This window comes from Asticcacaulis solisilvae (assembly GCF_017875235.1).
In the GTDB taxonomy this organism is placed as follows: domain Bacteria; phylum Pseudomonadota; class Alphaproteobacteria; order Caulobacterales; family Caulobacteraceae; genus Asticcacaulis; species Asticcacaulis solisilvae_A.
Genome location: NZ_JAGGMI010000001.1, coordinates 98,644 through 119,091, shown reverse-complemented (window position 1 = coordinate 119,091; position 20,448 = coordinate 98,644). Strand labels below are relative to the sequence as shown.

Here is a 20,448-nt window from a genome sequence, read left to right as displayed (position 1 = left end):
CGCGCAGTCTCTTCAGCACCCGAAGGTGCTGCAGCAAGGCGGGACTTGCGTTCTCCAGGACATTCACAACGGTCTTTCTCAACGCCATGCCTGGCGTATGACGGGCATTTGTGAAAACCAGCTCGCGGTAGGCCTCCAGGGCGCCGGAGAGCGATAGGGGGGGCCTCCGCTTTGCCGTTCCGCAAACAAGGTGTTTCCGACCAGCTCTCCAGTGTTGATGAAGTCTTCCTTGCGCAGCCATTCCAGCAGGAGAAAGGTGAGACGCATCTTGGCGTCCACGCGGTAATTAAATCCAGCCGCTTTCGAGAGGCGGACAAGGTCGACATTATCGTCGATTATGATTTTCGCGCCCGCCGGTATGCGTTTTTCCAGAAGCAGTATGTCGCGATCGATGCGCCCGTCGGCATCCAGCATGAGGACCGAAATATCCTCCGAAGGCGGTATGACGTGAAGACCTTCGGCCAGTGTCGCCGGAATGATCTGAACCAGGTGATCAACATCGAAAGCCGCCAGGTTGTCCCGCACCGTGTCGACGCGCTTCTGGACGCCACGAAGGGCGCGCCGTGGCCCTCCCAGCATCGGATCGAAGGTGTAGACCCGGCCGACGCGGCCGCCATCGCGCAAGCCCAGCGCAAGGGCCGCGGTGCCGGCGCCAAGGCCAGTACCGACTTCGACAATGGTGCCCCCGGCCAATGCGGCCTGGTAGATTTTTTCGTAGACCGCCGGCGCCAGCATGCCGTCGCAGCGCCGAACAATAGCCTTGAAGATTTCGTTCACAAACAGGCCCCCGCCATGTTCTCTCCCACATAACGCGTGTATGAGAACAGGAACCTGATACCTCAGACATTCCCGGGACGGCAAGAGATTCTAAAATCAGCGGGATTGCGCGTGCCTTCGACCCGGCGAATTCGCTGAATTGAAACAATAAGCATTGAATTTATTTAGGAAATATTTCGCCTTTTGTTAACCTCCATTAAACGCCGATTAGGCATGTTTGCGGGTGATGAGTCACGCCCGTAAATCCTCTTCGGACTGTATAGCTCCCGAAACCGGGGGGCTGGAGGCTGCACGCCGCAAACTGAAAGCTTCGCCGGCTCAGGCCCCGATGTCGCTGGGCAAGGCCCTTGGGGCGACCGCGGCCCTGGTCGCGGCCGCCAGCTTCGGCCTTGCCGGCTTCGCCATTGGCGACCCGCTCAATCTCAATATCGCCCCGCGCACCGAAATCGATATTCGCACCGGCCGCAATGCCCAGTCGGGCCGTATCGAAATCTACGGCAGCGTCGGCTCAAGGGCGTCGGTCCGCCGTCAGGGCGGGCAGATCGTCATCCGCCTGCCGGGCAGCGTCAAGCCGGACCTTGGCGACATGCGCGCCAACCCGCCGATCGGCATTGCGGGTGTCGATGTCAAAAGCGATGCCCGCGCCACCGAACTGTGGCTAAAGGTCGTCGACGGTTATGAGACGCGCTTTGGCCGGGCCGACGGCGCCGTCTTCGTGCAGATCGATCCGGATAAGGCCAAGCAGGACCTGGCGAAGCAGGCGAAGACCGGCTCGGTCAGCGTCAGCCTGCAGGACATCCTTGCCGCCGATGCCAAGAAGCTCGAAAAGCCCGCCGCCGAGGCCGCCAAGCCCGCGCCGCAGGTTCTGGTCGAAGTCGCCAGCAATGAAGGCGGGCGCGACATCGCCTTCGCTTTCCCGGGGCCGGTCGCCTCGGCCGTTTTCCGGCGCGGCGAGTCGGTCTGGATCGTCTTCGACGGCGAGGCCGACCTGCGCCTGCCGGCCGAACTGAAGGACGGCGCTGTCGTCCAGGACGTGCAATGGACGCGCAATGACGGCTTCACCGCCATGCGGCTCAAGGCGCCGTCGACCGGCAGCCTGTCGGTCAACAGCGACGGCATGACCTGGCGCGTGCGGCTGGGCGGCAAGGCGCTGGACAACAAGGCGTCGCAGGGGGCGATCATCCGCGACGATTCGACCGGTGTGCCCAGCCTCAATGTCAACATGGCCGGCGTCACGCGCGTCGCCTGGATCCGCGACCCCAGCGTCGGCGACCGCATGGCCGTGATTACCGCGCGCGGCCCCGTGAAAAACATGGCGGTTACGCGCCAGACCCTGGAAGCGACCCTGCCGTCGACGGCACAAGGCGTGGTCGTCGAGCGCATGACGCCCGACGTCAAGGTGAAGGTCGACGGCGACCTGATCGAAATCTCCCGGCCCGACGGCCTGACCCTGTCGCCGCTCGATCCCAATGCCAAGCCCGACGATTCCCGGCTGGAATACAAGAACGCTCTGTTCGCCAGCCTGATGAACCCCGACTGGTCGGCGAAGCCCGAGGAGGGCTTCCTGCCGCGTTACAGCGCGCTCCAGGTCCTGGCCGCCGACGAGGCGCAACTGGGCGCCGCCGGCCCGAACACAGCACGCCTGGCCCTCGCGCGTTTTCTGGTCGGCCAGGGCATGCACTACGAAGCCCAGGGCGTGCTCAACATGCTGACGCGCCAGAACCCGCGCTCGCTCGACGATCCGCAGGTGCGAGGCCTGCGCGTCGCCGCCAAGATGCTGACCGGCCGCTATGCTGACGCCAAGGGCGATCTCAGTTCCCCGCAACTGTCGGCCGATCCGGCGGCGCGGCTATGGGAAGGCTACGCCGAATACAAGGCCGGCAACTTCGCCGACGCCGTCAAGGACTTCCAGGCGGGCCTGAAGGCCATGGACCAGTTCCCGGTCGAATGGCGGATGAAGTTCGGCGCCGCCTATGCCGACGCGTCGATGCGCCAGAAGGACCTCAAGACGGCCGACAAGATGATCGTCTACGCCGTCAATCAAGACGGCACGCCCTTGCAGAAGCTTGCCGCCTACGCGATTTATGGCCAGATCATCGAAGCGTCGGGCGACAAGCGTCGCGCGCTCAACGTCTTCGAAGCCGTGTCGCGCGCCTCGGACGACGCCATCGCCGCCCCGGCCATGATGAATGCCGCGCGCCTCAAATACGAGTTGGGCAAGGCCCGGGCCGACGAAACCCTCAAGACGCTCGACTCCCTTCGTTTCCGCTGGCGCGGCGATGGCACCGAGCTTCAGGTCATCGGCAGCATGGGCCAGATCTACCTGAGCCAGGGTCGTTACCGCGATGCACTCCAGGTCCTGCGCACCGCCGGCAAGCAGTTCGGTAATGATCCGCAGGCTGTGCAGATCCAGGACACGCTCAACCAGTCCTTCCGCAACCTCTTCCTGGGCGGGATGGCCGACGGCCTGCAGCCGGTCGAGGCGCTGGGCCTGTTCAACGATTTCCGCGAACTGACCCCCGTGGGCACCGACGGCGACCAGATGGTGCGCAAGATCGTGCGCCGGCTGGTCGATGTCGATCTGCTGACCCAGGCGGCGGACCTGTTGCAATATCAGATTGATAATCGCCTTGACGGCGTGGCCAAATCGGCCGTCGCCGCTGACCTGGCCGCCATTCATTTGATGAACCGGGCGCCGGAAAAGGCGCTGCAGGCCTTGTGGAAGACGCGAACGACGCTCCTGCCCAAGACGATCGCGACCGAACGCCGGGTGCTGGAAGCGCGCGCCCTGCTGCAACTGGGCAAGCCCGAAGAAGCGCTGGAGGTGCTTGGCAAGGACGCCTCGCCCGATGCCGACGACGTCCGCGCCGATATCTACTGGGCCCAGCAGGATTGGTTGAGGGCTGCTGCCATTCTCGAACGCCGCTTAGGCGACCGCTACAAGAAGGACGCGGCCTTGAGCCTCAGCGACGAGGGCCGGGTGATCCGCGCCGGCGTCGCCTATAGCCTCCTGAAAGACCAGAAGGGCCTGACCCGCATGTCGGACCGCTGGCTGAAATTCGCCGCTACGGCGTCGTCGCCCGACGCCCTGCGCGTGGCCCTGGCGCCGCTCGACGGCGGCGACCTGACCGGCCGCGACTTCGCCGCCGCCGCCGCCGCGACCGACAGTTTCGCCGGCTGGGTGGCCGGCATGAAGAAGCGCTTCCGCGAGAAGGGCACGCCGGCGCCCGCCGCACCGGCTGCGGCAAAAGCGTAATCACATCTTTGTTATCTCTGTCCGGTTTCGCTTCAAGCGAGCCGCGCGCCCATGTATTATATATTTGTTCCCAAGAGATACAGCGGGAACGTTGAATAGAAAGACACTGATCGTTTAGTTGAAATGAGCATAGCCGCAAGAGAATGCGCGGCGTCCTAGTCGAAATCTCGGCTCCAGCCCATATTTGCTTTATACGCGATCAAGCCCCCGGAAATCTGACCTCAAGACCCTCTCGTTAAGAGAGCGCGCATCTTCCTGCGTTATCTTCCATCCCAACGCAAAGAAGGAGCGGACCGCAAACGGTCCGCATGAGGGACATCCATGAACAATAATCTGAAAGTGCCGTTCCGCTTTCCGGCCAGGATCGGCGGCATCTCCGCCATAGTCGGCGTGTTGCTTATAGCCGGCGTCAGCCTGATGTCGTGCGGCCAGACCATCCAGCCCGGCAATGTCGGCGTGAAGATCCGCACCCTGGGCCCCAATGCCGGCGTCGATCCGGCACCGCTGCCGTCCGGCTGGCACCTGAACCTGGTCGGCGAGCGCATCGCCGAATTCCCGGTAATCCAGCGCACCTATACCTATACGCGCGAGCAGGACGAGCGCGGGCCGGAGAACGAGGAGATCAACTTCTCGGACAACAACGCCTTGCCGATGACGGCCGACGTGCAACTGGTCATGCGCATCGACCGTACCAAGGCGCCGGCGCTGTACACCCGCTATCGCCTGACCTTCGACCAGCTGTTCGAGGGGCCAATCCGCAATGACGTGCGCTCGGCCATCGCGGCGGAGACCGAACTGGTCAGCGTCGAATACCTCTATCGCGGCGGCCGCCAGCAGGTGATCCAGAAGGCCCTGGCCCGCGTCAACCGCAAATGGGAGCCGCAGGGCGTCAATATCAGCCAGCTCGACTGGATCGGCACCATCCGCTACCCGCAGGTCATCCTCGACTCGATCCAGGCCAAGACCAAGGCGGACGCCGATGCCGCCGCGGCGCAAGCCCAGATCGCGGTCGCCAAGGCCCAGGCCGATGCCAAGATCGAAGAGGCGCGCGGCCAGGCCGAGGCCAACCGCCTTCTGGCGCAGTCGATCGCTTCGAGCCCGCAGGTCGTGCAGCTGCGCGCCATCGAAAAGTGGGACGGCAAACTGCCGACCACGACGGGCGGGGCGGTGCCCTTTATCGATGTCTCAGGCCGCTGATAGAATGGTGCGAGAATAAGGAAGCCGTGGCGGTCGCACGCCACGGCTTTTGCATGCCGGTGGACATATCGCTAAGGCCTTCGCAGGATCCCTTCGACCACGGCGCGGTAGATCAGGATGACGATGGCGATGAAGATCAGTTGCACGACGTCGCCGAGATACAGCAGCCGGGGATCGAAGGTGAAACCCTCTATCCCGCCGGGTGTTATCAATATCAGTAGGGTCACACCGATGGCGTAGGAAAAGCCGCCGACCGCCATCAGCCCGACAATGACCACCGTCACGGCCGTCGCGGTGCGCAGCTGTTCGACCTGTGATGGATTGACCGGATGGGGCCGGGCCTTGTTGCCCATGGGGTAAAAGATGACGCCTTGCTCGTTCTTGTCGAACAGGGGTTTCAGAAACGCATCCATGCCGTTACCCCCCTCCGATCGGTGGCCGGAAACTTTCGACCAGGGAACCCGCGACCAGGTGCCAGCCATCGACCAGCACGAAGAAGATCAGCTTGAACGGCAATGATACCACAACCGGCGGCAACATCATCATACCCATGCTCATCAGGACGCTGGCGACCACAAGGTCGATCACCAGGAAGGGAACGAAGAGATAGAAGCCGATCTGGAAGGCTTTTTTAAGTTCGGAAATCATGAAGGCCGGCGTGACCACGCGCACTGGCAGGTCCATCTGGTCCTTCGGCATCTCAATCTTGGACAGGCGGACGAACAGGCCGAGGTCCTTCTGGTCGACCTGGCCCAGCATGAAGCCCTTCAGCGGGATGCTGGACGCTTCGAAGGCCTGCGGCAATTCCATCTCCTGGTCCATCAGGGGCCGGATGCCTTCGTTGTAGGCGCGCTCATAGGTCGGCGCCATGACGATGGCCGACAGAAACAGGGCCAGCGAAATGATGACCGCGTTTGGCGGGCTCTGCTGCAGGCCGAGCGCGGTCCGCAGCAGCGACAGCACGACGACAATGCGGATGAACGAGGTCGACATGATGACGATCGACGGCGCCAGCGACAGCACCGTCATCAGCCCGATCATCTGGACGACTCGCGCCGACAGGCTGCCGCCGTTGCCGAGATTGACGTTCAGTTCCTGCGCGAAGACCTGATACGGAAAAATCATCATGGCGAACCCGACGACGAAGACCGCCAGGATGATCAGGTTCTGTTTCAGGTTACTTTTTTTGTGCTCAGGCGCCGCACGGGCTCGCTGCATTTGGTCATGCGCTAACGCTTCGCTGCTTGAGCGCGCTTGCAGCGACGGCCGGTCGGCCTTGCCGGAGCCTATCGGCTTCGGAGTGGACGCGGCTTTCTCAGAACAGGTCGTCATTGGCGTCCTGTCTCTTGAGGGGGCGAGGCGAGGGACGGGCGCGGGGCGCTTCGGCAATGGGCTCCGCAACGGGCGACTGTGAAGCCGGCCTGGTGCGCGGCTCGATCAGTTCGCGGCCGTCCCCGAGCAGCAGCAGTCTTTCCTCGTCATCGAGCCGGACCAGCACCAGCCGGCGGGCAGGGTCGAGCACCAGGGTCTCGACGACCTGAAGGCGCCGGCGGCCGCGCGGCGCCTGAAGACGCGCCATCAGCTGTGGGGCATACCGTCTCAGGACCCAGGCAAGCGACAGGATCAGGCCCAGCACAATGGCCAGGGCGAAGATCGCACGCAGTAATCCCATCCAGTCCATCACGCCACCGAACCTGTTTCCATTGCATAGTTAAGCCTCTTGGTTAACGGGCCGTTTACCGGCAAGCCTTTGTTAACCAAAAGGTGGGCATTATTTGCCCCATACAGGCGAATTGTCCCTTGTAGAGTGAGTCGGGCAATCGCAAAAAGGAAAGGGCCGGTCATGGCTTCGGGCATAAACTTCCTCGACGCGCTGCAGACCCGCATGGGCTGGCTGAGCGGGCGGCAGAAGCTGGTGGCGGAAAACGTCGCCAACGCCTCCACGCCCGGCTACAAGCCGCGCGACCTGGCCGCGCAGAACTTCGACACCCTGATGAAGGGGCAGGCGGAGGGGGGCGGGAAGCTCGGCATGGCGACGACCAATGCCGCGCACCTGCAGATCGAAGGCTTCAAGCCTAATTCAGCGCGCGAAGTGACGGCGCTCGACTCGGAAACCACCATGGACGGCAATTCCGTGGTGCTCGAGGAACAGATGCTGAAGATGGCCGAAAGCCGCATGCAGTTCGACGCGGCGGTCGGTTTTTATCAGAAGTCGCTGGCCATGGTGCGCATGGCGGCGAGGCCCCCGGGACGGTAACTCCCTGAAAGACGATGGCAAGTAGGAGTATCAAATGGTAAAGCCGGTTATTCATTCCGATCAGACCATGGCGGTCGCGGCCTCGGCGCTGAAGGCGCAGCAGGCACGGATGCGTATCATCGCGGAAAACATCGCCAATTCGGATTCGACCAGCCGCGTGAAGGGCGGGGATCCCTATCGCCGCCAGCAGCCGGTCTTCACCGCGGCGCCGATCGATGGCGCAACCGGCGTCAAGCTGGCCCAGGTCGTTCCGGACACGTCCGAATTCACCATGGAATACGATCCCGCCCACCCCGCGGCCGACGCGGAAGGCTACGTCAAGAAGCCGAATGTCAATTCGCTGATCGAAACCATGGACATGCGCGAAGCGCAGCGCGCCTATGAGGCCAACCTCAACGTCATCGACACGGCGCGCGCCATGAAAACCAAGACGCTCGACATCCTCCAGCAGTAAGAGATTAAACCATGGATGCCCTGATCGCCGCCCGCGCCTATGGCGCCGCCATCAAGCAACAGGCCGCCGCCATCAGTGATGACGGGGCGCAAGCTGCGCAAGGTCCGGACTTCGGCAAGATGCTGCAGGGCGCCCTGGAGCAGACCTACAAGGCGACGCAAGGCGCCGAAACCATGATGGCTGGCCAGCAGTCAGGCCGGGTCGAGCTGATCGACGCCGTCACCGCCGTCGCTTCGGCCGAGACGCAGTTGCAAAGCGTCATCGCCATCCGCGATCAGGTGATCTCGGCCTACCAGGAAATCATGCGCATGCCCATCTAGGCCACGCTGCTGGTCTGCAAACCGCAATCGTCTTCCGCGCCCTTGCTCGTGTACCTAAGTACACGTCGCTGCGGGTGCTCATGCAATCACGGTTTTCGACTCAGCATCACGGCCTAGCTCCCAAGTTATTCAATCCATCTTGGGCGCGGGCCCGTCCGGGACTTTTCCTTCCCCGTTCACGGGGAAGGTGGCATCGAGGCCTTTGGCCGATGATGACGGAAGGGGGAAGGCCGCCTGATATCCCACTCGCCTCCTACAAAGAATCTCTCCATCCTTAATGCGCTATTAACCGTGCACAGGGCAATTTCCGCAGGGTATGCCCGGCAAGTTTTGCCGGGTGCGTAGACCAGGGTAGTAACGATGAACGGTGGCGAGGTTCTGGCTTTTGGACGCGATGCAATCTGGCTGACGATCCAGCTGTGCACGCCGATCCTTCTGGTAGGCCTCGTTGTCGGGGTGGCGATCGGCCTGTTCCAGGCCCTGACCCAGATCCAGGAACAGACCCTTATCTACGCCCCGAAGATCATTGCCATCTTCGTTGCCCTGCTGCTCTTCCTGCCCATGATGGGGGCCCTGTTGTCGAGCTTCATGCACCAGGTCATGAACCGCATCGCGAGCATGTAAGATGCTGTTGGCGGCGCCTCCGCTGCGCCTGGCACCCCTGGCGGCCACGCCGGGCAGCGAGCTCACGTCCATGTTTGGCACCTCCGCCGAGCTGTGGGCCGTCGGATTGATCTTCATCAGGCTGTCCAGCCTGATCATGCTGATGCCGGGCGTCGGTGACCAGGCCGTGCCGCCGCGTTACCGCCTGAGCTTCGCGCTGGTACTGGCCGTCGTTGTGACGCCGATCGTGCGCCATACCCTGCCGCCCATGCCGCTGACCCTAGGCGGCATGACGGGCCAGGTCCTGCACGAAGTCATTATCGGCCTGATGCTGGGAACCCTGATGCGCGTGCTCATGTACGCCATGGTCACCACCGGAGAAATCATGTCGTTGCAGACGACCCTATCCTTCGCCCAGACCGCCAACCCGGCCCAGGCGCAGCCGTCGACCAGCCTCGGCACCTTCATGGCCATGCTCGGCCTGGTGCTGATCTATGCGACCAACCTGCACCACCTGTTCATCCGGGCCATGGTCGATTCCTTCACCGTCTTCCCGGCCACCAAATCGGTGATGGTCGGCGACGCGGTGACCCTCATGGTCCAGACGGTTTCGCGCAGCTTCGTACTGGCCATGCAGATGGCGGCGCCGCTGCTCGCCTTCGGCCTGATCTTCAACATCGCGGTCGGCTTTGTCGGCCGCATGATGCCGAACTTTCCGGTCTTCTTCGCCGCCACCCCTCTCAGTGTCCTGCTGGGCCTAGCGCTGATGGCGCTCAGCCTTGGCGCCATCGGCATGCTCTTCATCGAGCACTACCAGGATTTCCTCGCTGTCTTCATAAGGAACGGAAATGGCTGAGGGTGGCGAACATATTTGTGCTCAGGCGCCGCACGGGCTCGCTGCATTGGGCGATGCGCTAACGCTCTGCTCCTTGAGCGCGCCCGCAGCGACGGCCGCTTGGCCTTGCCTGATCGCCACAGGAGGCCTGAAACATGGCTGAGGGTGGCGATCAGGAGGACAAGACCGAAGAGGCCTCGGCCCGAAAACTCCAGCAGGCGCGGGAGAAGGGTGACGTTGCAAAGTCGCAGGACCTGCCGCAGGCCATGTCGCTCATCGGTGCGGTGGGTGTCCTGGCCTTTGCCGGACCGTCCATCTGCATGGACCTGGCGCGCGACCTGCTGCCCTTCATAGCGCATCCGGAACAGCTGCTGAACTCGATGGACGGCGACGGTGGCATGACCATCTTCCGCGATCTGCTGATGAGCGTGTTGCCGGTCCTGATCCTGGTCATGAGCGGCGCCCTGTTCCTGGGTGTCGCCGGCAATGTCATGCAGACGGGCTTCATGTTCACGCCGTCAAAGCTGAAGCCCAACTTCGCCGTCCTCAACCCGATCGCGGGACTGGGAAAACTGTTCGGGCCCGACGCCCTCATCCAGTTCGGCAAAACCCTGCTTAAGCTGATCGTCACCGGCATCATCGTCTGGAATGTCCTCAAGGACCGGCTGAATGGCATTGTCAGCCTGACGCATGTGTCGCCGGCGCTGATCCTGCCCTACTGCCGCGACATCCTGCTGGTCCTGGCCATCTCGGTCTGCATCTTTCTGTTCGTCGGCGGCGGCGCCGACTACATGCTGCAACGTTTCCGCTTCATGCAGAAAATGAAGATGTCGAAGGAAGAGCAGAAGGAAGAATACAAGCAAACCGAAGGCGACCCGCACATCAAGGCCAAGCTGCGTCAACTGCGCATGGAAAAAGGCCGCCGCCGCATGATGGCGAATGTCGCCACCGCCACCGTGGTCGTCACCAACCCGACCCACTACGCCGTCGCCCTGCGCTACGAGGCCGGTGAAACCGCCGCGCCCGTCTGCGTCGCCAAGGGCGTCGACGCGCTGGCCCTGAAAATCCGGGAAGAGGCCGGCAAGCATGAGGTGCCGATCGTCGAAGATCCGCCCCTGGCGCGCGCGCTTTATGCCGCCATCGATATCGACGAGGTCATTCCGGAAGAACATTTCGCCGCGGTCGCCAGGCTGATCAGCTTCGTTCTGACCCGCAAGCGCAGAGGTTTTTAAGGCAACCTTTCTTGACGCGCGCGAATTCTCCAAATGCGCTAAACTCATCCGTGATTCGCCGCGTCCCTGTACCGTGAGGTAACCGTTTTGTCCGCACGACCGATGAACCCTGCCGACCAGCCCGAGGTCGCATCTCCCAGCTGGCGTGACCGCTTTACCGTGGCGCGCTTCCGCGAGGCGGTAAATGTCTGGACACTGAGCATTGTGTCGGCCGTCGTGGTCTTTGCCTGCATCGCCGTGTGGCTGGTCGCCGGTCACCTGCCGGCCGGGCTGCTGCTGGCCATCTTCCTGATGACCTTCGCGGTCGTCATCTTCCTCAGCATGTTCACCTTTTCCAGCGACACCGAAATCCTGACCAATGAAGGTTTTCGCGCCGCCGATCTCGTCGGCTCCCTTGAAGAAGCCGCTGCGGTCGCGGGCTATGATGGTCATATCGTCGCCGCCAACGCTGCCTGGACCGAGGCCGGCGGGGGGGCGAAACGCCTGCCGCAGGGTGATGAGGCGCCGTCGCTCTTCGTCGCCATGCGCGAAGCCAAGGCCAATGGCATGGGCCGCGCCCTCGTCAAGCTGGGCGGCTTTGATTTCGAAATGGTCGTGTCGCGTCTGGGCGAAGACCTGGTGCTGGTGCGCGCCGGATCGCAAGGCGTGCTGGGCCAGGGCGTCATGCTGAAGCACGAAGGCCGGGTCGCCGGCGATGCGCCGCAGTCCAACCCGCAACCGGAAACGCCGCCAGAGCCGCTGGCCGAAGCCAAGCTCGACACGTTTGCCGAAGCCGCGCCATTCGGCGCCGCCTTGGTCATGGGCGACGACGTCTTTTCTGCCCACATCAGCGAATTCAACCGCGTCTTCGCGCAATTGACCGAGCAGAACCCCGACACGCTGGCCGGGCGGACGTTCGGCGAACTGGTCCACGACAATTCGCGCGCCGACCTGATCGAGCGCCTGGCTGTCAGTCGCGATGGCGGCAAGACCGGGCCGTTCGACATTTCACTGCGCACCAAGGCCGATCGTCCGATCCAGATTTATGTCTCGCCGGTAGCCGGTGGATTCACGCTCTATCTCTTCGACGTCTCCGAACAGAAGAAGCTGGAGACCACGCTCATCCAGTCGCAGAAGATGCAGGCCATCGGCCAAGTCGCGGGCGGCATGGCGCACGACTTCAACAACCTCCTGACCGGCTTCAAGTTTCGCAACGACCAGCTGCTGCTCAACCACCCCCTCGGCGATCCGTCCTATGAGGACCTGAACGGCATTCGCCAGATCATCGCCCGCGCCGAAGACCTGGTGCGCAACCTGCTGGCCTTTGCGCGCAAGCAGACGGTCAAGCGCGTGACGCTCAATGTCGGTGAGATGGTCTCCGAAGCCGAAGTTCTGTTGCGCCGGTTGGTGCGTGAAGACGTGAAGCTGGAGACCGAATACGGCCGGAACCTGCCCAATGTCCATGTCGACAAGGGGCAGATGGAAATGGTCATGATGAACCTGGTCGTCAACGCCCGCGACGCCATGCGCGCCCAAGGGGGCGGCAAGGTCATGATCCGCACGGCACCGCTCAGCCAGGCGGAAGCCAAGGCGCGCGGCTGGCCCGAAGCGCCGGCACAAGGCGCCGCCCTGATCGAAGTCAGCGATACCGGTCCAGGGATCCCACCGGAAATCATTTCGCAGGTCTTCGAGCCGTTCTTCACCACCAAGCCGCTGGGCGAGGGCACGGGGCTTGGCCTGTCGACCGTGCATGGCATCATCAACCAGGCCGGTGGCCATATCCTGATCGATTCGAAGATGGGGCAGGGCGCGACCTTCCGCATCTTCTTACCCGTCTGGATCGAGACCGAAAAGGAACTGGCGGCGCCCAAGCCCGTGGCCGAAGCCAAGCCGGTGCCGAAGGACCTGTCGGGCGTCGGCCGCATCCTGTTCGTCGAGGACGAGCAGATCGTACGCGGCATCGCTGCCCACCTGCTGCGCCAGCGCGGCTACGAGGTGCTGGAGGCCGAGGACGGCGAACAGGCGCTTGAGATCATCGAGGCCGAGGGCGGGCGTTTTGACCTGCTGATTTCTGACGTCATCATGCCCGGCCTCGACGGTCCGTCGATGCTGAAGCGCGCCCGGCCGCTGATCGGCAATGTGCCGGTCATGTTCATCTCGGGTTATGCCGAATCGGAATTCTCGGATCTGCTGGAAGAGGAAAAGAACGTCTCATTCCTGCCGAAGCCGTTGGACATCAAAACTCTTGCTGAAAGAGTCAAAGAGCAACTCGCTGCTTAGGAATCGTTATGCGCGATCGCTCCTCCCTGTCGCGTAGCGATGGGGAGGAGAGATCGCACAAGGCGGTGCTTTGGCTGCCGCCGAGGCCACCGGCGCGATGCGGTGGTGGGGTATTCCGTCGGAGCCGCCCCCCACCGTCATCTTCGCTTACGCTCGATGCCACCTCCCCATCGCTGCGCGACAGGGAGGAGGGTTTTCAGCGCGTTTCTACTATTTCCTTAAGCCGCCGGATTACGCTTTCCTTCTCCAACGCCAAGCCTTTGTATTCCAATTGCTCGGGCGTCAGTTCGCGGATTTGCGTGATCAGAGCGCGCGCAATCGCAGGCCCGTCGGCGTGGCTGTCCAGCGCCTCCAGCGGATCGACATAGATGCGGATGGTGAACAGGATCGCGCCCGATTGCGGCAGCTTGCGCAAGGTCTGGCGCTCGACGCGCAGATAAACGTGCTCGGCGATTTCGCCCTCGCCGAAACGGCGGCCGCCATTGCCAGCTTCGGGATGATGCAGCACATCGTCGCCATACAGCGACCAGTTCCAGCGCATCACCGGCATTTCGGGTTTCAGGTTATCGAACATGCGCTCGATCATCATGGCGTTGCGCGTACCGGCGTTGAAGTCCGGCACTGGACCATGGACATCGTGCATCGGCTTGCCCAGCTTGTCCGACAGGCGCCACGACGACGGAAAGGCCAATGCGCCTGCCGTCACCGTCCAGCCATCCTCGCGTTTTTGCAGGATGACCAGATCTTCCTGCACCAACGCGGACGCCAGAAGCAGGCGCGGCATTAGCGGGTCATCGAGCCGGATGCGGCGAAAGGCCGGCACAATATCGATCTGTGGCCCCATGCGCTGATAGATGTCGGGGAAACGTTCGGGCAGGTAATCGGCCAGCAGCATCAGGACTTCGTCCTGCGCGGCTTCGCTGCCAGGCAAGGCGGCGAAAACCTCATGCGGCACCCGGGTCATCAGCCGGTCTTTTTCGTCGAGATAGGCGCGTAAAGCTTGGTCGCACTCGATCCAGTCGGCGAGGTCGAGCGGCTTCAGACCGATCGTGAACAGTTTGGACGTGCCGTCATAGGGGGTGTGCATCTCGCCTGATTAACACAGAATCAGGCGATGCGCTCGCGGCGTGCGGCTTCGACGACCAGGGCAAGGATGGCGCCGGCCGTATAGAAGACAAGGTCCTTTACGTCGAACACGCCGCCAAGCGTGAACCGCACCAATGCGCTGTCGGACAGGTCGAGCAGGTCGCGGATGTGGAACAACTGTCCAAGCTCGATGGCAAACGCGACACCCAGCGCCGTCAAGGCCGCCGGCAGTGGCCGCCACGGCAAGATGGTCCGCAAACCCAGATACACGAGGATAACCGCCAGGGCATCGCCGACGTGCGGTCGGATCAGGGGATCGTTGAGAAAGATGGCGATCGCCAACTCGATGCAGAACACCGCGGCCGTGGCCAGCGCGTATCCCCAGCGAAACACCATGCTCTTCCTCCAAAACAAAAATGCGGCGCCCGAGGACGCCGCATTTTCCAATTTCGCTTGTCGCTTACTTCTTGAGGAAGCCGGCGAACTTGTTGTTGAAGCGCGAAACGCGGCCGCCACGGTCGAGCAGCGTGCCCGTGCCGCCCGTCCATGCCGGGTGCGTACGGGGGTCGATATCGAGGTTCAGCACGGCGCCTTCCTTGCCATAGGTCGAGCGCGTCTTGTAGCTCGAGCCGTCGGTCAGGGTGACGGTGATCCAGTGATAGTCGGGGTGGCCTTCTTTTTTCATTTTCGCGATCCTTCACGTCCAGCCAGCAGAGTGCGGACGCCGAATTGTTTGAGCTGTGGTCAGCGGAAGCGGCGCTCTTACATGAAGGCGCGTTGCCATGCAAGGAAATTACTCGCCCGTAGCTCCTCGTTACTCGGCAGATGGTGGTGGGGGCATATGTCGCAACGCCCGTTCAACAGACCGGTTCCAATTCCCCGGCCAATCCTCTAAAGCACGGCGGATGCCCGATAATACTCCTCAAAGCGATATTCAGGACCGCCCAAGCACTGGCGCCGAACTGGCCGGCCAGATTCGCCACGCCGCCGGCCGCCGCGAAAAGACGCGTGACCTGCGGCCATTAATCCGCCTTTGGCCCTACATGAAACGCCAGGCCGTCGATCTTGCCCTGATGCTGGTCTTCCTCGTCATTTCGGCGACGACCACGCCGGCCATGACCTTCGTGGCGCGCGAACTGATCGACAGCGGTTTCGGCTCCGGCGACATTGCCGTGCTTAACAGGTGGTTCCTGGTCCTCGGCGGCGTCGCGCTCCTGATGGCGGTCGCCACCGCCTTGCGTTACTTCTTTATCACGCGCCTGGGCGAGCGCGTCGTTGCCGATATACGCGAAGATGTCTTTGCCCATATCCTCAAGCTCGATCCGGCCTATTTCCTGAAAATTCGCACCGGTGAAGTGATCTCGCGTCTGACCGCCGACATCCAGATTATCGAGACCCTGGTCGCGGCCTCGATCTCGATCGCCTTGCGCAACCTGTTGATGTTCGTGCTGGGCCTGATCATGATGATGGTGGTCAGCCCGAAACTGACCCTGATGGTGCTGGCCATCTTCCCGCTGGTGCTGGTGCCGCTGATCGTTTTTGGCCGCCAGGTCGGCAAGGTGACGCGCGAGACGCAGGACCGCTTCGCCCGCGCTGTTGGCTTCGCCACCGAGTCGCTCGATGCGCTGGAGACGGTGCAGGCATTCGTCCGCGAACGCTTCACGCAAACCCGCTTCAACGACAGCGTCGAGGACGCCTACAGGAAGTCGGTCAGCCGCATCGCCACCCGCGCCACCATGACCGCCATGGTCATCTCGCTTGTCTTCGGCGGCACGGCGATTGTGCTGTGGTTAGGGGCGCAGGACGTCCTGGCCGGCAGGATGTCGAACGGCGTGCTGATCCAGTTCGTCATGCTGGCCGTCTTTACCGCCGGATCGGTCGCCAATCTCAACGAGACCTGGGGCGATGTGCAAAAGGCTGCCGGCGCCATGAGCCGGATCGACGAGCTGCTGGGCTCCGAGCCGTTGATCAAGGCGCCGGAAAGGCCGGCTACCCTGCCGGAGCCGCGCGGCGAGATTGCGTTCACGGGCGTGACCTTCGCCTATCCGTCGCGGCCAGACCAGTTGGTGCTCAACGACTTTTCGCTTGAAGTGCGCCCGGGCGAGACAGTGGCCCTGGTCGGGCCGTCGGGCGCCGGCAAATCGACTGTCTTCAAGCTGCTGCTACGCTATTACGACTTCGAAAGCGGCGTGATTACGCTCGACGGCGTCGATATCCGTAATGCCGATCCGAAAGATGTCCGCGACCGCCTGTCTTTGGTGGCGCAGGACACGGCGCTGTTCTCAGGCTCGCCTGAGGACAATATCCGCTTTGGCCGCGAGGACGCCTCCGATACCGAGGTCCGGCTCGCGGCCGCCAAGGCGCAGGCGCTTCAGTTCATCGAGGCCCTGCCGGAAGGCTTCAAGCAGCCCTTGGGCGAGCGCGCCAAGTCCTTGTCCGGCGGCCAGAAGCAGCGCCTGTCGATCGCGCGCGCCCTCGTGCGCAACTCGGCGGTCCTGTTGCTCGATGAAGCGACCTCGGCGCTCGACGCCGAAAACGAACGCCTGGTTCAGGCGGCGCTTAATGAAGCCATGCGCGAACGCACGACCCTGGTCATCGCCCATCGATTGGCGACCGTACTCAAGGCCGACCGCATCGTTGTCATGGATGGCGGTCGCGTGGTCGATAGCGGCACGCACGCCGAACTGATGGCGCGGGATGGGCTGTATCAGCGGCTGGCGTCGTTGCAGTTCGAGAGCTAATTCCTTCTCCCTGCTGGCGCTATACCCCGCAAGCAGGGAGAGGGAGCTACCCCGCGAACTGACCCGTCGGCAGGCCGGTATGGCCGCGCAGCAGCGCTTTCGGGACTTCGAACAGCGTCCCGGCTTGCGGATCATCGGCGTCGACCGGCGGTTGGGCGGCCGTCGTGACGAACATGCGATCGAGATTCGGGCCGGCAAAGGTCATGCTGGTCGACTGCTTCGCCGGAATGGGAATGACGAAGTCGATCGAGCCGTCAGCGTTGAAGCGCGTCACCCGCCCGCCGTTGTAATGCGAAATCCAGATGCCATTCTGTGCATCCACGGTCACGCCGTCCGGCAGGCCTTCGCCCTTGCCGAATTTCATAAACACGCGCTTGTTCGACAGCGACCCGTCGGGTGCGACATCGAACTGGTACGAAATGCCTTCGGAGGTTTCGTTGTGGTACATGCGCGTGCCGTCGGCATTGAAGCCCGGACCGTTGGTGCAGAGATAGGGCGCATCGACCTTATGCAGGCTCAGGTCCGGATCGATGCGATAAAGCGCCGCCGTCTTTTTATTGAACGGCATGTGCATGGTGCCGGTCCACAGCCGGCCATGGGGATCGACCTTGGCGTCGTTGAGGCGATTGTCGGTCTGCTCGGCTTCGATTTCGAACAGCGGCGTCAGCTTGAAGGGATCGAGCGTCAAGGCATGGACTGTGCGCAGGATGCCGACCAGAAAGCCGCCGGACTTGCGCAAAACGATCCAGTCGATCAGGTCCGGCATATCCCAGCTTTTGACGCCGAACGAATCCGCGCCCTCAAGCGTAACGCCGATACCCAGCGCGTTGAGCTTCTTGCCGCGGATATCGACCCAGTAGAGCGTGCTGTCGCGCTCGGACCACAAAGGCCCTTCGCCCAGAATCGCGCCGGATTTCGAGCGCGGAACCGGAACCTCCCCGGCGGTGGCGGCGAAAGGCGCGGTGGCCAGGGCGGCCAGTCCCGCGCCGATAGCGGTGCGGCGGGTGAGTGTCATGATTGTCTCCCAATATGTTTTTTTGGGAGTGTGCCTCACATGACGGCGCTGTCAATCACAATGCTGGTATAACAAATCGGGAAATTTACTTCGCAAGCTTCAGCTTTTCGAGAAGTTGCGGGTAGATTTCCGGATTGCCGCAGACGATCTCGCCTGAGTTCATCGGCGACTCCTCGGTATCGATGTCGGTGATCTTGCCGCCCGCTTCCTGGATCATCAGGATGCCGGCCGCCATGTCCCAGGGCTTCAGGCCGCGTTCCCAGTAACCGTCGAACTGGCCGGCGGCGACATAGGCCAGGTCGAGCGAGCAGGCGCCGTTGCGGCGGATGCCGGCGGTGCGCTGCATGACCTGGTGCAGTTCCTTGAGAGCCTGGGCGTGGCCGGGCTTGCCAACGAAGGGCAGGCCGGTGCCAATCAGGCTCTCATCGAATTGCTTGCGCTGCGAAACGCGCAGGCGGCGGTCGTTCTGATAGGCGCCCTTGCCCTTTTCCGACCAGTAGAGGTCATTGAGGATCGGGTTATAGGTGACGCCGGCGACGATTTCGCCGTCGCGTTCCAGGGCGACCGTGCAGGCAAAGTGCGGGATGCCGTGCATGAAGTTGGTTGTGCCGTCGATCGGGTCGACGATCCAGCGGTGGGTGCGGTCGGTGCCTTCGACAAAGCCCTGTTCTTCCCCCAGGAAGCCATAGCCCGGACGGACGCGTAAGAGTTCTTCGAACAGGGCGGCTTCGACGCGCTTGTCGGCGGCGGTGACGAAGTCGCCCGGACCCTTCTTGGAGACCTGAAGTTCGGTCACCTCGCCGAAGTCGCGCGAAATGCCCTTGCAGGCCTTGCGCACGGCGCCGACCATGACCTGGATGAGTGAGGATTGAAGAACGGTCATGGGAGTGTGTCCGTGTCAGGCGCGAAGGCGCGCATTACCAAAAAGAGTCAAACCTGGGCGAAGACGCGCTTCGAGCCCAGGTTTGCCGTTACTGAATTCCATGCACATCGGATCGATGTGCGAACGCATTAATCCGCGCGCTTCATATATTCGCCGGTCTCGGTCGAGACCACGATGCGTTCGCCGACGCCCATGAACGGCGGGATCATGACGCGCATGCCGTTGGAGGCCTTGGCGGGCTTGTAGGACGAAGACGCGGTCTGGCCCTTGATGGTCGGCTCGGTCTCGACGACTTCGAGGACGACGGTGTCGGGCAGGCTCATGCCGATCGGCTTTTCGTCGTGCGATTCGATGACGACGATCATGCCATCGTGCAGGAAGCGGACCTGGTCTTCGCCGACCCATTCCTTGGACAGGCTGATCTGTTCGTAGTTTTCCTGATCCATGAACACCAGCATGTCGCCGTCTTCGTACAGGAACGAGTGGTCGCGCTGTTCCAGCACGGCACGCTCGACCGTATCGTCGGAACGGAAGCGCTCATTGAGCTTGGTGCCGGTGACCAAGTTCTTCATTTCGACCTGGGCGAAGGCTCCGCCCTTGCCCGGCTTGACATGCTCGGTCTTCACAACCGCCCACAGGCCGTTCTGATACTCCAGGATCATGCCCGGCTTGATGGTATTGGCGTTGATTTTCATGGATTCAACTTGTCAAAGAAGGAGGTAAGTTGGCCGCGTTACTACTGGTTACGGGTGCGGAAGGCAAGGGGACTTTGCGGCGAGGAGGTTAACGCCTATAGTCCCGAGCCAAGGGGAAGCTTTGATGCGATCATATCCTGTAATCTGTGCATTGGCCGTTCTGGCCTTCAGCGGTTGTTCGGACAAGGCGGACGGCCCGAGCAAGCCGGTCAAAGCCACGTCCGAGCGGTGGGTGCCGGTCCCAGCCGAGGGCGAGCCTTCCGGTAAACCTGCCGAAGCCGTCAGCGCCAATAAGATTGACTGCCTGACGCCGGTGCATGTCGGCGACACCTATCAGTCTCTTGCGGTCGCTTATGGCAACAATGCGCAACTGGGCATGATCCCCGGCGCCGAAGGCACCGAAAGCCGGGGGCTGCTGCTCTACGCCATGGTGCCATCGCGCAAGCTCTATATCAGCTTCTGGGACGCGGCCATGCGTCACGTATCGCGGATTGAACCGGCGGATCGCGCCGTCGCCTGGACGGGGCCTGAAGGCATCCACGTCGGCTCGACGCTCGACTATGTCGAAAAGGTCAATGGCAAGCCCTTTACCATCAGCGGCTTCGGATGGGACTACGGCGGGTACGCCGCCGACTTCAAGGGCGGGCGGCTTGAGCATTTGAGCGGCGGCTGTTCGATCTCATTGCGCTTCGACAGCGATATCCTGCCAGAAGGCGTCAGCGGCGATGGCGTCATGGTCGAATCGAACGATCCGCGTTTGAAGGACGCCAAGCCCAAGGTGGTTGAAATGTCGTTCGGCTGGCCGCTGCCGGCTGGTGTGACGCCCGCGGAATAAGGA

Annotated in this window: 21 protein-coding genes; 11 read left to right on the top strand and 10 right to left on the bottom strand. The window is 62.5% G+C overall.

Features of this window, described 5'->3' with window-relative positions:
- Positions 1-78: 78 nt before the first annotated feature.
- A complete protein-coding gene (locus tag J2X24_RS00590; protein ID WP_209715069.1) occupies positions 79-777 on the bottom strand; it encodes a class I SAM-dependent methyltransferase in 699 nt (232 codons plus the stop codon).
- Between the two features lie 226 nt (positions 778-1,003).
- Between J2X24_RS00590 and J2X24_RS00585 the strand changes: the two genes are divergently transcribed.
- Positions 1,004-4,033, top strand: a complete 3,030-nt coding sequence (locus J2X24_RS00585) for a tetratricopeptide repeat protein (RefSeq protein ID WP_209715066.1) — start codon at positions 1,004-1,006, stop codon at positions 4,031-4,033.
- Positions 4,034-4,354: 321 nt separating this feature from the next.
- Entirely contained in the window at positions 4,355-5,230 is an 876-nt protein-coding gene (locus J2X24_RS00580; RefSeq protein WP_209715063.1) for an SPFH domain-containing protein, read from the top strand.
- Positions 5,231-5,301: 71 nt separating this feature from the next.
- On the opposite strand, the gene J2X24_RS00575 is transcribed toward J2X24_RS00580, so the two are convergent.
- From J2X24_RS00575 to J2X24_RS00565, 3 genes are all read right to left on the bottom strand, one after another.
- The gene (locus J2X24_RS00575) at positions 5,302-5,643 is read right to left on the bottom strand and encodes a hypothetical protein (RefSeq protein WP_209715060.1); all 342 of its coding nucleotides are present in this window, start codon (positions 5,641-5,643) and stop codon (positions 5,302-5,304) included.
- Positions 5,644-5,647: 4 nt separating this feature from the next.
- Positions 5,648-6,358 (bottom strand): flagellar type III secretion system pore protein FliP, encoded by a 711-nt coding sequence (gene fliP / locus J2X24_RS00570; protein WP_310002383.1) that lies wholly within the window; start codon positions 6,356-6,358, stop codon positions 5,648-5,650.
- 187 nt (positions 6,359-6,545) lie between these two features.
- Complete coding sequence (locus J2X24_RS00565) at positions 6,546-6,902, bottom strand: flagellar biosynthetic protein FliO (protein WP_310002323.1); 357 nt, start codon at positions 6,900-6,902, stop codon at positions 6,546-6,548.
- Positions 6,903-7,073: 171 nt separating this feature from the next.
- Between J2X24_RS00565 and flgB the strand changes: the two genes are divergently transcribed.
- From flgB to cckA, 7 genes are all read left to right on the top strand, one after another.
- Positions 7,074-7,487 (top strand): flagellar basal body rod protein FlgB, encoded by a 414-nt coding sequence (flgB, locus tag J2X24_RS00560; protein ID WP_209715052.1) that lies wholly within the window; start codon positions 7,074-7,076, stop codon positions 7,485-7,487.
- A gap of 34 nt (positions 7,488-7,521) precedes the next feature.
- Positions 7,522-7,941, top strand: coding sequence for a flagellar basal body rod protein FlgC (flgC, locus tag J2X24_RS00555; RefSeq protein WP_245344341.1), 420 nt, complete (start codon positions 7,522-7,524; stop codon positions 7,939-7,941).
- Positions 7,942-7,952: 11 nt separating this feature from the next.
- Positions 7,953-8,261, top strand: coding sequence for a flagellar hook-basal body complex protein FliE (gene fliE / locus J2X24_RS00550; protein ID WP_209715049.1), 309 nt, complete (start codon positions 7,953-7,955; stop codon positions 8,259-8,261).
- Positions 8,262-8,621: 360 nt separating this feature from the next.
- Positions 8,622-8,885, top strand: coding sequence for a flagellar biosynthesis protein FliQ (gene fliQ / locus J2X24_RS00545; RefSeq protein WP_209715046.1), 264 nt, complete (start codon positions 8,622-8,624; stop codon positions 8,883-8,885).
- A 70-nt stretch (positions 8,886-8,955) separates the two neighbouring features.
- On the top strand, positions 8,956-9,720 hold the full coding sequence (gene fliR, locus J2X24_RS00540) for a flagellar biosynthetic protein FliR (protein ID WP_245344390.1): 765 nt from the start codon (positions 8,956-8,958) through the stop codon (positions 9,718-9,720).
- Between the two features lie 134 nt (positions 9,721-9,854).
- Complete coding sequence (gene flhB / locus J2X24_RS00535) at positions 9,855-10,931, top strand: flagellar biosynthesis protein FlhB (protein ID WP_209715040.1); 1,077 nt, start codon at positions 9,855-9,857, stop codon at positions 10,929-10,931.
- Between the two features lie 87 nt (positions 10,932-11,018).
- Positions 11,019-13,190: a cell cycle histidine kinase CckA gene (gene cckA / locus J2X24_RS00530; protein WP_245344340.1), complete on the top strand. Its 2,172-nt coding sequence runs from the start codon at positions 11,019-11,021 to the stop codon at positions 13,188-13,190.
- Between the two features lie 196 nt (positions 13,191-13,386).
- Here the strand turns inward: cckA and J2X24_RS00525 are convergent, their stop codons facing one another.
- The 3 genes from J2X24_RS00525 to rpmE form a co-directional block, all read right to left on the bottom strand.
- Entirely contained in the window at positions 13,387-14,277 is an 891-nt protein-coding gene (locus tag J2X24_RS00525; protein ID WP_209715037.1) for a heme-dependent oxidative N-demethylase family protein, read from the bottom strand.
- Between the two features lie 20 nt (positions 14,278-14,297).
- Positions 14,298-14,672: a ribosomal maturation YjgA family protein gene (locus J2X24_RS00520; protein WP_209715034.1), complete on the bottom strand. Its 375-nt coding sequence runs from the start codon at positions 14,670-14,672 to the stop codon at positions 14,298-14,300.
- Positions 14,673-14,736: 64 nt separating this feature from the next.
- Positions 14,737-14,961 (bottom strand): 50S ribosomal protein L31, encoded by a 225-nt coding sequence (gene rpmE, locus J2X24_RS00515; RefSeq protein WP_209715031.1) that lies wholly within the window; start codon positions 14,959-14,961, stop codon positions 14,737-14,739.
- A gap of 220 nt (positions 14,962-15,181) precedes the next feature.
- On the opposite strand from rpmE, the gene J2X24_RS00510 reads away from it, so the two are divergent.
- A complete protein-coding gene (locus tag J2X24_RS00510) occupies positions 15,182-17,017 on the top strand; it encodes an ABC transporter transmembrane domain-containing protein (protein WP_209715028.1) in 1,836 nt (611 codons plus the stop codon).
- Between the two features lie 46 nt (positions 17,018-17,063).
- Here J2X24_RS00510 and J2X24_RS00505 read toward each other — a convergent pair whose 3' ends face one another.
- The 3 genes from J2X24_RS00505 to efp all read right to left on the bottom strand — a co-directional run bounded on the left by J2X24_RS00505 (position 17,064) and on the right by efp (position 19,610).
- Complete coding sequence (locus J2X24_RS00505; protein ID WP_209715025.1) at positions 17,064-18,032, bottom strand: SMP-30/gluconolactonase/LRE family protein; 969 nt, start codon at positions 18,030-18,032, stop codon at positions 17,064-17,066.
- Between the two features lie 85 nt (positions 18,033-18,117).
- A complete protein-coding gene (locus J2X24_RS00500; RefSeq protein WP_209715022.1) occupies positions 18,118-18,915 on the bottom strand; it encodes an inositol monophosphatase family protein in 798 nt (265 codons plus the stop codon).
- A 128-nt stretch (positions 18,916-19,043) separates the two neighbouring features.
- Positions 19,044-19,610, bottom strand: coding sequence for an elongation factor P (gene efp / locus J2X24_RS00495; RefSeq protein WP_192620983.1), 567 nt, complete (start codon positions 19,608-19,610; stop codon positions 19,044-19,046).
- Between the two features lie 124 nt (positions 19,611-19,734).
- Between efp and J2X24_RS00490 the strand changes: the two genes are divergently transcribed.
- Positions 19,735-20,445, top strand: coding sequence for a hypothetical protein (locus tag J2X24_RS00490; RefSeq protein WP_209715019.1), 711 nt, complete (start codon positions 19,735-19,737; stop codon positions 20,443-20,445).
- Positions 20,446-20,448 lie beyond the last annotated feature (3 nt).

What these genes read in the sequence shown, in the direction of transcription:
- J2X24_RS00585 (WP_209715066.1), top strand. Translation starts at nt 1,004, where the DNA reads ATGAGTCACGCCCGTAAATCCTCTTCGGACTGTATAGCTCCCGAAACC.
- J2X24_RS00580 (WP_209715063.1), top strand. Translation starts at nt 4,355, where the DNA reads ATGAACAATAATCTGAAAGTGCCGTTCCGCTTTCCGGCCAGGATCGGC.
- J2X24_RS00575 (WP_209715060.1), bottom strand. Translation starts at nt 5,643, where the DNA reads ATGGATGCGTTTCTGAAACCCCTGTTCGACAAGAACGAGCAAGGCGTC.
- fliP (WP_310002383.1), bottom strand. Translation starts at nt 6,358, where the DNA reads ATGATGATTTTTCCGTATCAGGTCTTCGCGCAGGAACTGAACGTCAAT.
- J2X24_RS00565 (WP_310002323.1), bottom strand. Translation starts at nt 6,902, where the DNA reads ATGGGATTACTGCGTGCGATCTTCGCCCTGGCCATTGTGCTGGGCCTG.
- flgB (WP_209715052.1), top strand. Translation starts at nt 7,074, where the DNA reads ATGGCTTCGGGCATAAACTTCCTCGACGCGCTGCAGACCCGCATGGGC.
- flgC (WP_245344341.1), top strand. Translation starts at nt 7,522, where the DNA reads ATGGTAAAGCCGGTTATTCATTCCGATCAGACCATGGCGGTCGCGGCC.
- fliE (WP_209715049.1), top strand. Translation starts at nt 7,953, where the DNA reads ATGGATGCCCTGATCGCCGCCCGCGCCTATGGCGCCGCCATCAAGCAA.
- fliQ (WP_209715046.1), top strand. Translation starts at nt 8,622, where the DNA reads ATGAACGGTGGCGAGGTTCTGGCTTTTGGACGCGATGCAATCTGGCTG.
- fliR (WP_245344390.1), top strand. Translation starts at nt 8,956, where the DNA reads ATGTTTGGCACCTCCGCCGAGCTGTGGGCCGTCGGATTGATCTTCATC.
- flhB (WP_209715040.1), top strand. Translation starts at nt 9,855, where the DNA reads ATGGCTGAGGGTGGCGATCAGGAGGACAAGACCGAAGAGGCCTCGGCC.
- J2X24_RS00525 (WP_209715037.1), bottom strand. Translation starts at nt 14,277, where the DNA reads ATGCACACCCCCTATGACGGCACGTCCAAACTGTTCACGATCGGTCTG.
- J2X24_RS00520 (WP_209715034.1), bottom strand. Translation starts at nt 14,672, where the DNA reads ATGGTGTTTCGCTGGGGATACGCGCTGGCCACGGCCGCGGTGTTCTGC.
- rpmE (WP_209715031.1), bottom strand. Translation starts at nt 14,961, where the DNA reads ATGAAAAAAGAAGGCCACCCCGACTATCACTGGATCACCGTCACCCTG.
- J2X24_RS00510 (WP_209715028.1), top strand. Translation starts at nt 15,182, where the DNA reads ATGCCCGATAATACTCCTCAAAGCGATATTCAGGACCGCCCAAGCACT.
- J2X24_RS00505 (WP_209715025.1), bottom strand. Translation starts at nt 18,032, where the DNA reads ATGACACTCACCCGCCGCACCGCTATCGGCGCGGGACTGGCCGCCCTG.
- J2X24_RS00500 (WP_209715022.1), bottom strand. Translation starts at nt 18,915, where the DNA reads ATGACCGTTCTTCAATCCTCACTCATCCAGGTCATGGTCGGCGCCGTG.
- efp (WP_192620983.1), bottom strand. Translation starts at nt 19,610, where the DNA reads ATGAAAATCAACGCCAATACCATCAAGCCGGGCATGATCCTGGAGTAT.
- J2X24_RS00490 (WP_209715019.1), top strand. Translation starts at nt 19,735, where the DNA reads ATGCGATCATATCCTGTAATCTGTGCATTGGCCGTTCTGGCCTTCAGC.